The following is a 14,744-nucleotide window of genomic DNA, read 5'->3' on the forward strand; positions in this document are numbered from 1 at the left end:
CCCCCGATCCCCCGGACAGCGCGCGGGCTCCCGGATAGCATCGCCGGGTGTTCCACGACGAGAGTGTTCCCCCCACGCCCCGCCGCCGTCCGTCGCTGACCGCCGTCGCGGCGGTGGCGGTGCTGGGGGTGGCCCTGACCGGGTGCGGCGGCGACGGGGGCGGGCTCGTGGGGGCCGGGGCCGGCAAGGGCGGTGACGCGGGGCCCTCCTCGGCGGTCCCGTCCGTGCCCGCCTCCCCGGCCTCCCCGTCGCCGTCGCGGACCGGCGCGTCACCGTCGCCGTCGCCGTCGGAGAAGTCCGCGGCGCCCGCGTCGAAGGCGCCCCAGGGCCCGCTGTCCGGCCGGACCGTGGTGATCGACCCGGGGCACAACCCGAACAACCGGCTGCACACCGCGGAGATCAACCGCCAGGTGGACATCGGCACCGCGCACAAGGAGTGCGACACCACCGGCACCGCCACCAACTCCGGTTACGCGGAGGCCGCGTTCACCCTGGACGTCTCGCGCCGGCTGCGGACGCTGCTGCGGGCCGAGGGCGCGACGGTGATTCTGACGCACGACGGGGACCGGCCCTACGGGCCGTGCGTCGACGAGCGGGCGCGGATCGGGAACCGGGCGAAGGCCGACGCGGTGGTCTCGGTGCACGCGGACGGGTCCGCCACCGGGAACCGCGGCTTCCATGTGATTCTTCCCGCATCGGTGCGCGGCGGCGGCGCGGACACCTCGAAGATCACCGGCCCTTCGCGTGATCTCGGTACCCGTATGGCCGGACTTTTCGTACGCGCTACCGGAAGCTCCCCTTCCAATTACATCGGCGGCGGTACCGGACTCGACACCCGCGAGGATCTGGGCGGACTGAATCTGTCGACCGTCCCCAAAGTCTTCATCGAATGCGGCAATATGCGTGATCCGAAGGACGCCGCCCTGCTCACCAGCGCGGGGTGGCGCCAGAAGGCGGCCCAGGGCATCGCGGACGGCATCGGCAGCTACCTGAACGGGTAGAACGGCCTCACCCGCGAGGTGGTTCCGCGAGGAATTCGGGGGGATCCCCGTCGATGATCCGCACAGGGACCCAACCCGTCCGGGCAGACGATAGATTCATCCGTACGATGGGGAGCCGTTCCCGAGCTTCGCGCCGTGCGCCGTACCGGTGGCAGCGACGACCGCCCCGACGAGACGACCGACTAAGGACCTACACGTGAATATCCGCTCCCTCACACGAGGCGATGGCGTAGTGATCGGAGCAGCGGTGGTGCTGTTCATCGCCTCGTTCCTCGATTACTTCGACTACGGAAACTCCAACATCGACGGCCCCAACTCCTGGGACTCCCTGGGCAACGGCATCGGTGTCTACATGGTGGGTGTGATCGGCGCGGTGCTGATCGTGCTCTCCCGTTCGCAGCCGCAGCGCAAGGTCGCCGGTCTCGACCTGGGTGCGTTCGGTGTCGCGGCGACGGTGTTCACCGCGTGGAACATGTTCTGGACGATCATCGACCTCGGTCAGATCGACGCCGGAGCGGGCCTGATCCTCGGCCTGATCGCCGCGCTGGTCCTGGCCGGTGCCGCGGTGGCCTCGCCGCTGGTCCCCGCGCTGAAGGCGCCGCTGTCCTCGGGCCCGAAGCCGCAGGCCGTGCAGCCGCCGTACGGCGGTCAGCCGCAGCCGGGCCAGGGGTACGGCTACCCGGGCGCCCAGCAGCAGCCCTACGGCGGTCAGCCGCAGGCCCCGTCCTACGGCGGCCAGCCCCAGCCGGGCCAGCCCGACCCGCAGCACGCCCAGGCCCAGCAGGCCGCGCCCGCCGGGGACTTCACCCCGTTCTGGTTCGCGGTGCCGGTGGCCCGTCCGCTCTTCGGCGAGGACGGTTCGCCGTCCCCGATCGCCGAACTGGCGCCGGGCACCTGGTATCTCGCGGTCGACCAGCAGGGTCCGAACCTGATCGCCCAGACGCAGGACGGCCGCCGGGGTGTGCTCCAGGACACCTCGGGCATCCAGCGCGGCTGACGCCGGGCGCGCGTCCCACCGACAGCGGCCCCCTGCCCCTTCCGGGCGGGGGGCCGCTGTCGTACGCTCCGCACACAACCCCTATCTGATGTACCGTCAGAAGCACTGGGAGGCGGCGGAATGCGGCTCGGACTCGCTCTCGGATACTGGGGCCGCGGCCCGAACCCCGCCCATCTGGACCTGGCCCGGGAGGCCGAGGAGCTGGGCTACGCCTCCGTATGGACGGCCGAGGCCTGGGGGTCGGACGCCTTCACCCCGCTGACCTGGATCGCCGCCCACACCTCCCGGATCCGGCTGGGCACCGCGATCGCGCAGATGGCGGCCCGCACCCCGACCGCCACCGCGATGCACGCGCTCACCCTCGACCATCTCTCCGGCGGCCGGATGATGCTCGGTCTCGGGCTCTCCGGCCCGCAGGTCGTGGAGGGCTGGTACGGCCGGCCGTTCCCGAGCAGCCCCCTCACCGCGACCCGCGAGTACGTGGACGTGGTCCGCCAAGTCCTGCGCCGCGAGGGGCCGGTGGCCCTGGACGGCCGCTTCCACACCCACCCGTACACCGGCCCCGACGCCACCGGTCTCGGCAAACCCCTGAAGCCGATCACCCATCCCCTGCGCACCGGACTCCCCCTGCTCCTCGGCGCCGAGGGCCCCAAGAACATCGCCCAGACCACCCGCATCGCGGACGGCTGGCTGCCGCTGTACTGGTCTCCGACCCGCACCGACGTCTACGCGGCCTCGCTGACCGGGCTCCCCGAGGGCTTCATGATCGCCCCCATGGTCCGGGCCCACGTCTGCGACGACGTCGCGGAGGGCCTGCTGCCGGTGAAGGCGATGCTCGGCTTCTACATCGGCGGCATGGGGGCCGCCGCCCGCAACTTCCACGCCGACCTGATGGCCCGCATGGGCTACGAGGACGAGGCCCGGCGCATCCAGAAGCTCTTCCTGGAGGGCCGCAAGCAGGAGGCGGTCCTGGCCGTCCCGGACGCGTTCGCCGACGAGATCTCGCTCGTCGGCCCGCGCGAGCGCATCGCGGAGCGACTGACCGCCTGGCGCTCCGGCCGGGTCACCGACCTCCTGGTGACGGCCCCGGACCCGCACACGCTGCGGGTGCTGGCGGAGCTCAACGCGTAGAACCGGCCCCCCGCGTCCACTCCAGCAGCCGGTCCGCCGACCACGTCGTGACGACGTCCCCCACCGGAACCCCGCACTCCTCCGCGCGGGCGCACCCGTAGACCTGCCAGTCGAGCTGCCCGGGGGCGTGGGCGTCCGTGTCGATGGCGAAGAGGCATCCGGCGGCGACCGCTTCGCGCAGCAACCGCCGGGGCGGGTCGAGCCGTTCGGGCCGGCTGTTGATCTCCACGGCGGTGCCGGACTCCGCACAGGCGGCGAAGACCGCGTCCGCGTCGAACCGGGATTCCGGGCGGCCCCGGCCGGTGACCAGACGTCCGGTGCAGTGGCCGAGGACGTGCGCCCTCGGGTGGCGTACGGCGGCGAGGAGCCGACGGGTCATCGGGGCGGGGTCCATGCGCAGCTTGGAGTGGACCGACACCACCACGAGGTCGAGCCGGTCCAGCAGCTCGTCCTCCTGATCGAGGCTGCCGTCCGGGTTGATGTCGCACTCGATGCCGGTGAGCAGCCGGAACGGCGCCCAGCGGGCGTTGAGTTCGGCCACCTCGTCGAGCTGCCGCCGCAGCCGCTCGGGCGACAGGCCGCGTGCCACCTTCAGCCGGGGTGAGTGGTCGGTGAGCACCGCCCAGTCGTGGCCCAGCGCGGCGGCCGTGCGCCCCATCTCCTCGATCGTGCTGCCCCCGTCCGACCAGTCGGAGTGCAGATGGCAGTCCCCGCGCAACGCCGCGCACACCTCCTCCCCACCCTCGGCGAGCGCCCCGCTGTACGCCGGATCCGCCTCCAGGTCGGCCAGATACCCGGGCACCTCCCCCGCCACCGCCTCCCGCACCACCTGCGCGGTACGCGGCCCGATCCCCTTCACCCGCTGCAGCGACCCGTCCGTGACCCGCCGCACCGCCTCCCCGTCCTCCATCGCGGCAACGGTCCGGGCGGCCGTCCGGAACGCCTGGACGCGGTACGTATCCGCCCGCCCCCGCTCCATCAGGAAGGCAACGCGCTCCAGCGCCTCGACGGGGTCCACGGGCACCTCCTGGGCGGACGGAGCGGTCTCCCCGTCCAGCTTGACCCAGCCCCGCGCGGGCCGCACACGGGCGGCGCCCGTCAGCGGAAGGCGGCCCGGTCCAGCCAGAAGTCCAGCAGCTCCGCGTCGCCCAGGACCTCGACGCGGTCGCCGCCGGGGGCCAGGCGGCATTGGAAGACCAGCATCAGATCGGTGAGCGGGCCGCGCAGGGCGACGGTGGCCTTGGCGTGGGCGCGGCGCCAGGTGAAGCCGTCGTCGGTGAACTCGATGAGCCATTCCGCGCCGGGGACGTCGGTGGCGTGGAGATGGAGGGAACGGCCGGCGCCGCGGAGTTCGGCGGCCTCCTCGTCGCCCTCGGCCTGGGCGAAGGAGACGATCTGGAGCCATTCGTCGATGGTGTCGGCGGCGAGCGCGGGGGCCAGGGTGTACGGCACGTTCGCGGCGAGGGCCGCGTCCGCGAGGTGGACGACGGTCTCGATCGCCATCCGGCGGGCCCAGAAGCCCGCGCTGGCGTCCCAGGACCAGGACCAGACCTCGGTCCCGGGCCCGGCCTCGCGCAGGGCCGTCGCGGTGCCGGCCGCACCGGCCGCGAGCCAGGCGTCGAGCACGGCGGGGTCGTCGCTCGCGGGCGTGAAATCGGGGACCTTCTCGTCCGGGACCTCCTCGGTGGCCCGGGTGCGGACGATCTCGCCGGCCCAGCGGTGGGCGCCGCCCACGTGGACCGCGAGGTCGCGCAGGGTCCAGTCGGGGCAGGACGGCACGTGGGCGTCGAGGTCGGCGCCGTTCAGCGTCCGGCGCAGCTCGTCCGTCAGCCGCTCGATCGTGTCGCAGTAGTACGCGTGCGAAAGGTCATCCATCCGTGCACCCTAATGCGGGACTCGCGGACTCCTCGGCCGATGAGAAGTGATCTCCTTCGACCAGTCGGCGACGGCGGACGAGCGCCCGGGTCACGAGGCGGGCTTCGCCGTCGAGTCCGGCCACTGCGGGCACCGCCCCGACGGCCCGGGTGATAGCCCGCGGTTCGAGTGGGCGGCAGGTGCGGAGCATGCGTGCGGGGACGGCACGTGTACGTGCCGTCCCCGCCGGTGGGTGCCTGGGTTCAGTTGAGGGTCAGGAAGGTTCCCGCCCCGTTGCCGTACTCGATCCAGGCGCCGGACCGGGTGTCCGCCGGGACGCCGGACCAGGCGGCGGTCAGGTCGGTCGGCACGCCGGGGGTGACGCGGGCCCGGTCGGGCGTGACCGTGGCCCTGCCGGTGACGGGGGTGCCCGCGGCGATGTGGTTCGCCTGGTAGGTGTACGGGGTGACGGTCTCGTCGTCGGACCCCATGGCGACCAGGGACACGACGATGGCGTCGGCCGAGGGGTGCGGCACGGTGATGGTGATCTCTCCGTCACTGTCGGGGATGGCGACGTGGACGTCCTGGAGGGCCCCATCGACCTTGTTGCCCCAGAGGAGGCCCGTGATCGTGTCCTCCGCCGCGTCGAAGCGGACCGTGATCTGCGACGCCCTGGTGCCGGCCGGGATCTCGGCCTCGTAGGAGACCTCCTGCATCCACGTCAGCGTGCCCTCGGTGGCGGGCGAGGAGACCGGCCCGTAGACGCCGGCCGTCAGCCTGGCGGTGGCCGGGGTGACCGAGAATCCGGTCGAACCGCTGGAGCCCGATCCCCTGATCACCTCGGGGGCGCGAATGACCTGCGGAGTCACGACGATCGGGCTGCGGACGGTGGTGCGTCCGGAGGTCCAGATGAGGGCCCCGGTGTCGACGCGCCCCGCGGGCGCGGTGGTCACGTCCAGGGTGACGGTGAAGGTGCGCTTCTGGCCGGGGTGGTCGAAGTGCAGGACGGACGGGCTCACCGTGGCCTTGATGCCGGGGATGTCCACCCGGGCGCGGTAGGTGCCGGCCTCGGTCGCGGTGACGGTGCGGGTGACGGTCTGCTTGCCGAACAGGTCACCGATGGCTATGGACGGGTAGTTGAGGTCGCTCGGGTCGATGGCCTTGACACCGGTTCCGGTGTCCACGCCGGAGCCCTCCAGGTACGCGAGCCAGTCCCGCTCACCCGAGTCGTAGACGAGTCCGGGCCGCAGCATCGCCCGCGCGTCCACCTCGCCGGCGCCCTGGGCGAAGGCGTCGTCGCTGTTCTCGCCGTCCGCGGTCCTCGTCGGCGTGGCGGTGGTCATCATGGCCGACTTGATGCTCATCGGGGACCAGGTGGGGTGCTCCGTGAGGTAGAGCGCCGCCAGGCCGGCGATGTGCGGGGTGGCCATGGAGGTGCCGGAGTAGTAGTCGAAGTCGTGGCCGTGGTTGCCGTCGGGGGACACGGCCGCGAGGATCGTGGCGCCGGGCGCGGTGATGTCGGGCTTGAGCAGGTCGCCGTTGCCGGTGAGCGAGGGGCCGCGCGAGGAGAAGCCGGTCACCTGCGGGTAGACGTCCGAAGCGCCTCCCCCGGTGAGGGTGGCGGTGGCTCCGCTCGTGGCGGCGTAGGTGCGCACGGGGGCCGCGTCCGCGTTGTCGAGGTGGACGGCCGGCACGCTGTGCAGGTCGCCGTCCGTGCTCTCGGCGCCGGGGTTCACCAGGACAAGGCCGATGCCGCCGGCCCGCTTGACCTCGGCGGACTTGTCGGCGCGGCCGTTGACGCCCCGTTCGCAGACGACGATCTTGCCGGCTGTACGGGCTGGGTCGAGGGAGTTCGGCATGCAGTAGTCCGCGTAGACGTCCACGGTGTCCGAGACCCGGACCGCCGAGCCAAGGACGAGCGGGGCGGGGCCGACCTGCCGGTGCACGGTGGTGCTGATGCCGGTGTAACGGGCGCCGGTGCCGAGGGTGACCGTGCCGGTGTGCGACTTGATGGTGCCCGCGGCGACCGTGGTGGTCCAGGGTGCGGTGTTGTCCAGGCTGGACGCTCCCGGGCCGGAGTTGCCCGCGGCGGTGGCGACGAAGACACCGGCCGCGGCGGCGTTGCGGAGCGCGACCTGCGCCGGATCGTCGTACGCGCTCTCGAACGTGCCGCCGAGCGAGTAGTTGATGACGTCCACGCCGTCGGCCACGGCCTGGTCGATGGCGGCGACGAGATCGCTGGTCAGACCGCCGTCCGCCTGGCCGTCCTTGCTCTGCCAGAGGGCCTTGTAGACGGCGATGGCGGCTGCGGGGGCCACGCCGGAGACGGTGCCGAGGTCCTCGCCGTCGACCGTGGCGCGGACGTCGGCGTTGCCGGCCGCGGTGGACGCCGTGTGGGTGCCGTGGCCCTGGCTGTCGCGCGGGGAGATGTATCCGGCCCGGTTGGACTCCGGAACGGCGTCCAGCCAGCCCTCGCCGAAGTAGCGGGCGCTGATGACCTTCTCGTTGCAGGCCGCCGCGGTGAAGCTGTCGCCGGTCTGGCAGGTGCCCTTGAAGGTGCCGCCGTCCGCCTTGTGCATCACGGTGGTGGTGCCCACGCGGTAGGGGCGGTGGCGGTCCTTCCCTCCCGGCTCGCGGGAGCTCAGGGCCGGGGCGGCGAAGGAGGGGTTCTCGGGCCAGATGCCCGTGTCGATGTCGCCGACGACGATGCCCTTGCCGGCTTCGGCGGTCCCGCCGAGGGCCTTCCACAGCCCCTTGCGGCCGGAGAGTCCGAGGAAGTCGGTGGAGTTCCGGTCGTCGGTGGCGTGGTGGAAGCGGTCGGGGGCGATGTGCACGACGCTGCTGGTGTGGGCGAGGCGCACCAGTTGGCGGGCGTCGAGCCGGGCGCTGAAGGTGTTGGTGGTGACCGCGTAGTGCTGGCGGACGGTGGCGCCGACCTTCTTGGCGACGCGGGACTGCTGGTCCGTCAGGTGGGTGCGGTACCGCTTGGCGGCGGCCGATGCGACATCGAGCTTGCCGCCCCGGGCGGGCTTCGTGGCGGGGAGGTCGCCGATCCCGCCGTCGTAGGCCACCAGGGGCTCGTCGGCGAGGGTGACCAGATAGGTGCCGGTGGCGTATTCGGCGGTCGGAGCGGCGGCGATGGCGGGGGCGGCGGCGAGCGGAAGGCCGAACGAGGCAAGGGCCGTGGTGAGCAGGGCGGCGAGGGCGGCTCGCCGCCTGCGCGACATTCTTCGCGGCGGGAGTGGCACGGACTCTCCTCATGGATTTCCGCGCACACCGCGGAGACGAGCGTGGGTGCTCGCCTGCGGCGTGCGCTGGGGGCGGGAATCTCTGGCCGCCAGACACCAGGGGTGGCTGACGGGCGGTCCGGGACGAGTGAACGCTGCGCGAATACCGGCTGTCCAGATAATGTGATGGCGTCTTTGGCGTGGTGACCAAACGCGCCACGCGTGGGAAAACCGGTCGGCCCGCACCGGGGCTCGGGCCTCCGGCGCCGTCCTCTCGTGTGGCTAGAAGGGCCGGCTGTGCTGGAAGCCGTGGGTGTGAGCGCGTTCGACGAGGACGTGTACCGGGCGTTGTTGGCGGGACAGCGGTGCACGGCGGGAGATCTCGCGGAGAGCGCCGGTGCCGGTGTGGCGCGCACGGGGCAGGCGTTGAAGCGGCTGGCCGCTCTCGGCCTCGTCCGGCGGGTGGGGCGGGGCCACTGGGAGGCGGTGAGCCCCCGGTCGGCGCTCTCGGCCCTGCTCAACCGGCGACGGGCCGAGGCCGAGACGATGTTCGGCGAGGTGGAGGCCCACCTGTCGGGCCTCCACCGCCTGCACCACGCCGGTCAGTTGAGCACCGACCCCGACGCTCTGGTGGAGGTGCTCTCGGATCCGGAGGCGATCGCCCGGCGGACCGACGAGGTGAACCGCTCCGTCACCACCCATCTGTGGACGCTGGACAAACCGCCGTACCTGGAGGCGGTCGGTCAGCCCCACTTCCACGAGGAGGAGGAGGCGACCACCCGCGAGTGGGTGGAGCGCGGCGTGGACCTCCGCGGCGTGTACTGCCTGGAGTCGATCGATCCGCCCGGCCGGATGGAGACCGTTCTGCGGCTCGCCGCGCTCGGCGAGAAGTCACGGCTCCTGCGTCATCTCCCGTTCAAGGCGCGGATCGTGGACCGCAGGGTGGCGATGGTGCCGCTGACCGGCGGCAGCAAGGAATCCATCGTGCTCGTGCATCCGTCGGGTCTGCTGGACGGGCTGATGGAGCTGTTCGAGGCCTACTGGGAACGCGCCGAACCCCTGCTCGCCCCTCAGGTGGACGCGGTGGAGGAGGGGCCCAGCGAGGAGGAACTGGTGCTGGTGCGCCTGCTGCACGCCGGCTTCAAGGACCAGGCCATAGCCCGGCAGTTGGGGGTCAGCGTGCGCACGGCGACGCGGCGGGTCGCGGCACTGATGCACACCCTGGACGCCGGCACGCGGTTCCAGGCGGGTGTCCGGGCACGGGAGCGCGGCTGGATCTGAGCGCGTCGGGCCGCCCTGCCCTCGCCCTCTCGCGTCCGGCGGGCCACCTATCCGCCGCCCAGTTGCGCCGTGGACGGCACCTTGTCCTTCACCTCGGCGCCCGCGCTCTTCCCGGCGTCCTTGACGCTGTTGATGACGCCCTCGAACAGGCCGACCTCGTCCCCGCCCGCCTCGCCCTTGCGGAGCTTGGTGCCCAGGCCCTTCAGCGACTCGATGGAGGCGGTCAGCGGGGCGACGGCCTTCGACAGGAGCGGGTCGCCCTTGGCGTTGCCGGAGGCGGCCTTGAGCCGGTTGTAGGCGAAGGCGCCCGCGAGGCCCGCCTTGACCAGGGCGAAGGTCCGCCCGTCGGCGCCCTTCTTGAACGTGCCGGCGCGGTACGGCTTGACGATCCACTGGTACGTGGCGCCGGCCGCGAGCCCCGCGTTGGCGACGAACCGGGTCTTGGCGAACTTCTGCGCCTGGGCCGAGGACGTGCCGGAGGGCGAGACCGTGGCACTCGCGCTGGTGCTGGCGCTGCCGCCGCTGTAGTCGTCGCCGCCGCACGCGGCGGCGCCCGCCACCAGCGAAGAGGTCAGCGCCAGCGCCACGAGGGGGCGGGACGGCGTGGTACGGGGCACGGCTGGCCTCCCTGGCCGGGGCGTCCGGTGCCGTTCGCGGCACTCCCCGTCAGGCTGGCCGCGGCGCGGCGCCACCGCCACCCGGGAGCGCCGTCCGGGTTCGCCTCGGCTTTCGTCCCCGATCTCCTCCCGGATTTCCTCCCGGGTTTCGTCCCGGCGGATCGGGCAACCCGGAACACATGTCCTACAGACGAGGCAACGGAAGCGGCACCGCGGCACGTGTCATCGTCGCGGTGGCCGACGTCATGGCGTTCATCATCGGCGTGTGGATCCTGATGTACCTGCTCGACGCCAACCCGGGCAACGAACTGGTCGAGTTCGTGCGGCACACCGCCCGGTGGCTGGCCGGGTGGTCGTACGACCTGTTCACCTTCGACGCGGCCTGGGCCCGGGTGGTCTGCGGATACGGCCTCGCCGCCGTCGTGTACCTGTTCATCGGTCACGCGGTGGCCGGCCGCATCCGGCGCTGAGGGCGCGGAGGGCGCGGAGGCCGGCCGGCGGACCTCATCCGCAGCAGTCGGCCTCCAGGCCCCTCGGCAGCCGTTCGCCGCCGAAGACCGCCGTGGTCGCCTCGTCCCCGCCGAGCGCGGCCACGGCCAGCAGCAGGGCGCCCGCCGTCCAGGAGGTCTGCTCCTCGGGCCAGAAGGCCCGGTTGCCCTCGAAGACGTACCCGGTCCAGTAGAGGCCGCCCTCGTGGCGCAGGTGCTGGATGGACTGGAGGATCTCCAGGGCCCGGTCGGACTCGCCCGTCACCCAGAGGGCCAGGGCCAGTTCGCAGCTCTCGCCGCCGGTCACCCAGGGGTTGGGCAGCACGCAGCGCACCCCGAGGCCGGGGACGACGAAGCGGTCCCAGCCCTCCTCGATGCGCCGGGCGGCCTGCGGTCCGGTGACGGCGCCGCCGAGGACCGGGTAGTACCAGTCCATCGAGTACTGGCTCTTGTCGAGGAAGCGCTCGGGGTGGCTGCGGATGGCGTGGCCGAGCTGCCCGGTGGCCAGCTCCCAGTCGGGCTGCGGCTCCTCGCGGCGTTCGGCGAGGGCGAGCGCGCAGCGCAGGGCCTGGTAGACCGAGGAGGAGCCGGTGAGCAGGGCGTCGGTCACCGGGGTGCCGTCGTCCTCCCGCTTCCAGCCGATCTGGCCGCCGGGCTGCTGGAGCCGCAGGACGAACTCGACGGCGGCGTAGACCGTCGGCCACATGCGGTCGGCGAAGGCGTCGTCGCCGGTGGCGAGGTAGTGGTGCCAGACGCCGACGGCGACGTAGGCGCAGAAGTTGGTCTCCCTGCTCCGGTCGGTGGGGCGCCCGGGGTCGCCGTCGTGGTAGGCGGCGTACCAGGAGCCGTCCTCGTTCTGGTGGCGGGCGAGCCAGGCGTAGGCGCGTTCGGCGGCGGCGTGCTCACCGGCCGCGTCCAGGGCCATGGCGGCCTCGGTGTGGTCCCACGGGTCGAGGTGGTGGCCCCGGAACCACGGCAGGGCGCCGTCCTCGCGCTGCACGGCCAGCAGGGCGGCGACGGTCTCGGCGGCCTGCGCGGCGGTGAGGACCCCGGGCAGGACGAGGTGTTCGGTCCGCTCGGGAAGACTCACGCCTCGGCCTCGACGGCCGCCGCGGGCAGGTGGGGCTTGGTCGCGTACGCCACGAAGCTCTTGCCGACGACCGGGTTGAGCAGTTGCTCGGTGATCCGGGTCAGGGCGGGCTTCTTCATGATGTCCCAGACCAGGAGCTTGTGGTACGCCTTCACCGGCAGCGCCCGGTCGTTGTCGACGCCGAAGGCGCACTTCAGCCACCAGTACGGGGCGTGCAGGGCGTGGGCGTGGTGGGTGCCGTACGGCTTGAGTCCGGCGCCGCGCATCTTGCCGAGCAGTTCATCGGCCTTGTAGATGCGGATGTGGCCGCCCTCGACCTCGTGGTAGGCGTCGGAGAGCGTCCAGCAGACCTTCTCGGGGCCGTAGCGCGGCACGGTGACCGCGATCCGGCCGCCGGGCCGCAGCACCCGGACCATCTCGGCGAGGACGCCCTTGTCGTCGGGGATGTGCTCCATGACCTCGGAGATGATCACGACGTCGAAGGAGGCGTCGGGGAAGGGCAGGTTGAGCGCGTCGCCCTCCATCGCGGTGGCGGTGGCGCCCTCGGGGGCCTCGCCGGCCTCCTTCATCGCGGCGAACCACTTCGCGACCTCGCGGATCTCCTCGCCGTTCCGGTCGAGCGCCACCACCTGGGCGCCGCGCCGGTAGCACTCGAAGGCGTGGCGTCCGGCGCCGCAGCCCAGGTCGAGCACTCGGTCGCCTGCGGCGAGCGGGAAGCGGGTGAAGTCCACGGTCAGCACGAATGCCTGCTTTCGCGGTCGAGGGGGTTCGAGTCGGGGTGGGGTACGGGTCAGGAGGCCCGGACGGGCCCTGGCGGGGTCACCGCCGGCCGCCGGGGCCGGTGGCGGCGCGGGCGGCGATCGCCTCGCGGTAGAGCGCGGCGGTGCCGATCGCGGCCTGCTTCCAGGTGAAGCGGGCGAGGACCCGGTCGCGTCCGGCCGCGCCGAGGCGGGTGCGCAGCTCCGGGTCGGCGAGGAGTCGGCCGAGCGCGTCGGCGAGGGCGCCGGGGTCGGCGGGCGGCACGGCCAGACAGGTCTCGCCGTCGGTCCCCGCGACCTCGGGGATCGCGCCTCCCGTGGTGGCGACGAGCGGGGTGCCGGTGGCCATGGCCTCGGCGGCGGGCAGCGAGAAGCCCTCGTACAGGGAGGGGACGCAGGCGATCTGGGCGCCGCGGACCAGGTCGACGAGTTCGGTGTCGCTGATGCCCTTGACGAACTCGACGGCGTCGGTGAGCCCGTGGCGTTCGATGGCGCGGGCGACGGGTCCGTCCTCGGCGCGGCGGCCGACGACCACGAGGTGGGCGGCCGGGTGGCTCGTCCGCAGTTTGGCGAGGGCGTCGACGAGGTGGACCAGGCCCTTGAGCGGGACGTCGGCGCTGGAGGTGGTGACGATGCGGCCGGGGACCTCGGGGACGGCGGGGTCGGGCGACCAGAGGTCGGTGTCGGCGCCGATGTGGACGACCCGGATGCGGCGGGCGTCGACCCCGAGGTGGTCGACGATCTCCTGCTTGGAGGAGCCGGAGACCGTGAGCACGGACGGCAGGCGGCGGGCGACGCGCTTCTGCATGCGGGTGAAGGCGTACCAGCGGCGTACGGAGGCGCGGCGGCGGCGGTTCGGGGCGGCGTCCAGGTCGAGCCGGCGGTCCACGGTGATGGGGTGGTGGATCGTGGTGACGAGGGGGGCGCCGAGGTCGGCGAGGAGCCCGTAGCCCAGCGTCTGGTTGTCGTGGACGACGTCGAACTCGCCGCGTCGGGCGGCGAGATGGCGGCGGGCGCGGAGCGAGAAGGTGAGGGGCTCGGGGAAGCCGCCGGTCCACATGGTGGCGACCTCGGCGGCGTCGATCCAGTCCCGGTACTCCCCGCGCTTGGGGGTGCGGAAGGGGTCGGGCTGGCGGTAGAGGTCCAGGCTCGGCAGTTCGGTGAGCGGGACGCCCTCGTCGAGCACGGGGTAGGGCTGGGCGCCGATCACCTCGACGCTGTGGCCGAGCCGGGCCAGTTCGCGGGAGAGGTGGCGGACGTAGACGCCCTGGCCGCCGCAGAAGGGGTTGCCCTTGTAGGTGAGGAGGGCGATGCGCAGGGGCCGGTCACCGCCGGCGTCGGCGGCGTGCGTGGCGGCGCCCGCGCGGGGGCCCGACTCTATGGCCTCTGCGGTCACACTCGGCCCCCTTCTCGCTGGCGTGTTCGCCGGAGCGTAACCGCTCGCGCTAATCTAGAACAAGTTACAGTCCTACGGCGAATGAAGGGCGGCACCGGAGCGGTTCGTTCGACGGGCTACGAATCTACCGGCAAGTAGCAACGGTGCAACGGCCGGATCAGGTGATTCGCGCCACGGCACACACCCTGGCATGCTGTGCGCCGCCGCACCGGCCGCCGGGCCCCGCGGCCGCGGGGAGAAGCACGGGGATGGAACACATGACAGCGGAAGCCAGACCGGCATCGCCGCCCCTGACGGAACGCCAGGAGGCCCGCCGCCGCCGCATCCTGCACGCCAGCGCCCAGCTCGCCAGCCGGGGCGGCTTCGAGGCCGTCCAGATGCGCGAGGTCGCGGAGGCCGCCGGGGTCGCGCTGGGCACCCTCTACCGCTACTTCCCCTCCAAGGTCCACCTCCTGGTCGCCACCATGCAGGACCAGCTCCAGCACATGCACGGCACCCTGCGCAAACGGCCCCCGACCGGCGACAACGCGGCGGACCGGGTCGCCGACACCCTCATGCGGGCCTTCCGCGCGATGCAGCGCGAACCGCATCTGGCGGACGCCATGGTGCGCGCGCTGACCTTCGCGGACCGCAGCGTCAGCCCCGAGGTGGACACCGTCTCCCGGCTGACCACGGCGATCATCCTGGACGCCATGGGACTGGACCGTCCGACGCCCGAGCAGCTCTCGGCCGTCCGGGTGATCGAGCACACCTGGCACTCGGCACTGATCACCTGGCTCTCCGGCCGGGCCTCCATCGCCCAGGTGAAGATCGACATCGAGACCGTCTGCCGGCTGATCGACCTGACGGCGCCCGAGCCGGCCGGCTGATCCCCGGGCGCCGCCCATGTGCGGCGCCCACACGT

General features: G+C 72.8%; 13 protein-coding genes. 6 read left to right on the top strand and 7 right to left on the bottom strand.

The features are described from left to right. The first annotated feature begins 47 nt into the window (after positions 1-47). From ACWCXC_RS21040 to ACWCXC_RS21050, 3 genes are all read left to right on the top strand, one after another. Entirely contained in the window at positions 48-1,001 is a 954-nt protein-coding gene (locus ACWCXC_RS21040) for an N-acetylmuramoyl-L-alanine amidase (RefSeq protein ID WP_450890185.1), read from the top strand. A 196-nt stretch (positions 1,002-1,197) separates the two neighbouring features. Next, entirely contained in the window at positions 1,198-1,998 is an 801-nt protein-coding gene (locus ACWCXC_RS21045) for a DUF5336 domain-containing protein (protein WP_450685798.1), read from the top strand. Between the two features lie 120 nt (positions 1,999-2,118). Beyond that, entirely contained in the window at positions 2,119-3,129 is a 1,011-nt protein-coding gene (locus ACWCXC_RS21050) for an LLM class F420-dependent oxidoreductase (RefSeq protein WP_450685797.1), read from the top strand. Here the strand turns inward: ACWCXC_RS21050 and ACWCXC_RS21055 are convergent. From ACWCXC_RS21055 to ACWCXC_RS21065, 3 genes are all read right to left on the bottom strand, one after another. Beyond that, on the bottom strand, positions 3,119-4,147 hold the full coding sequence (locus ACWCXC_RS21055) for a PHP domain-containing protein (RefSeq protein WP_450685796.1): 1,029 nt from the start codon (positions 4,145-4,147) through the stop codon (positions 3,119-3,121). The genes ACWCXC_RS21050 and ACWCXC_RS21055 overlap by 11 nt on opposite strands. A gap of 80 nt (positions 4,148-4,227) precedes the next feature. Beyond that, the gene (locus tag ACWCXC_RS21060) at positions 4,228-5,004 is read right to left on the bottom strand and encodes a maleylpyruvate isomerase family mycothiol-dependent enzyme (protein ID WP_450890186.1); all 777 of its coding nucleotides are present in this window, start codon (positions 5,002-5,004) and stop codon (positions 4,228-4,230) included. 242 nt (positions 5,005-5,246) lie between these two features. Further along, on the bottom strand, positions 5,247-8,231 hold the full coding sequence (locus ACWCXC_RS21065; protein WP_450890187.1) for a S8 family serine peptidase: 2,985 nt from the start codon (positions 8,229-8,231) through the stop codon (positions 5,247-5,249). Positions 8,232-8,525: 294 nt separating this feature from the next. Here ACWCXC_RS21065 and ACWCXC_RS21070 point away from each other — a divergent pair, with 294 nt between their 5' ends. Next, complete coding sequence (locus ACWCXC_RS21070) at positions 8,526-9,491, top strand: helix-turn-helix domain-containing protein (protein WP_450685284.1); 966 nt, start codon at positions 8,526-8,528, stop codon at positions 9,489-9,491. A gap of 47 nt (positions 9,492-9,538) precedes the next feature. Here ACWCXC_RS21070 and ACWCXC_RS21075 read toward each other — a convergent pair whose 3' ends face one another. Next, complete coding sequence (locus ACWCXC_RS21075; protein ID WP_450890188.1) at positions 9,539-10,108, bottom strand: hypothetical protein; 570 nt, start codon at positions 10,106-10,108, stop codon at positions 9,539-9,541. Positions 10,109-10,287: 179 nt separating this feature from the next. Here ACWCXC_RS21075 and ACWCXC_RS21080 point away from each other — a divergent pair, with 179 nt between their 5' ends. Then, on the top strand, positions 10,288-10,578 hold the full coding sequence (locus tag ACWCXC_RS21080) for a hypothetical protein (protein WP_450685282.1): 291 nt from the start codon (positions 10,288-10,290) through the stop codon (positions 10,576-10,578). A 34-nt stretch (positions 10,579-10,612) separates the two neighbouring features. Here the strand turns inward: ACWCXC_RS21080 and ACWCXC_RS21085 are convergent, their stop codons facing one another. The 3 genes from ACWCXC_RS21085 to ACWCXC_RS21095 form a co-directional block, all read right to left on the bottom strand. Beyond that, a complete protein-coding gene (locus ACWCXC_RS21085) occupies positions 10,613-11,686 on the bottom strand; it encodes a prenyltransferase/squalene oxidase repeat-containing protein (protein ID WP_450685281.1) in 1,074 nt (357 codons plus the stop codon). Next, positions 11,683-12,426, bottom strand: coding sequence for a class I SAM-dependent methyltransferase (locus tag ACWCXC_RS21090; RefSeq protein ID WP_450685280.1), 744 nt, complete (start codon positions 12,424-12,426; stop codon positions 11,683-11,685). Before ACWCXC_RS21090 ends, ACWCXC_RS21085 begins: the two co-directional genes overlap by 4 nt. A 79-nt stretch (positions 12,427-12,505) precedes the next feature. Beyond that, entirely contained in the window at positions 12,506-13,840 is a 1,335-nt protein-coding gene (locus ACWCXC_RS21095) for a glycosyltransferase family 4 protein (protein WP_450890189.1), read from the bottom strand. A gap of 257 nt (positions 13,841-14,097) precedes the next feature. On the opposite strand from ACWCXC_RS21095, the gene ACWCXC_RS21100 reads away from it, so the two are divergent. Continuing rightward, positions 14,098-14,709 carry a TetR family transcriptional regulator gene (locus tag ACWCXC_RS21100; protein ID WP_450685287.1) on the top strand — a complete coding sequence of 204 codons (612 nt, stop codon included), beginning with the start codon at positions 14,098-14,100 and terminating at the stop codon, positions 14,707-14,709. The last annotated feature ends 35 nt before the right edge of the window (positions 14,710-14,744 follow it).

It is taken from the genome of Streptomyces sp. NPDC001515, from assembly GCF_053597115.1.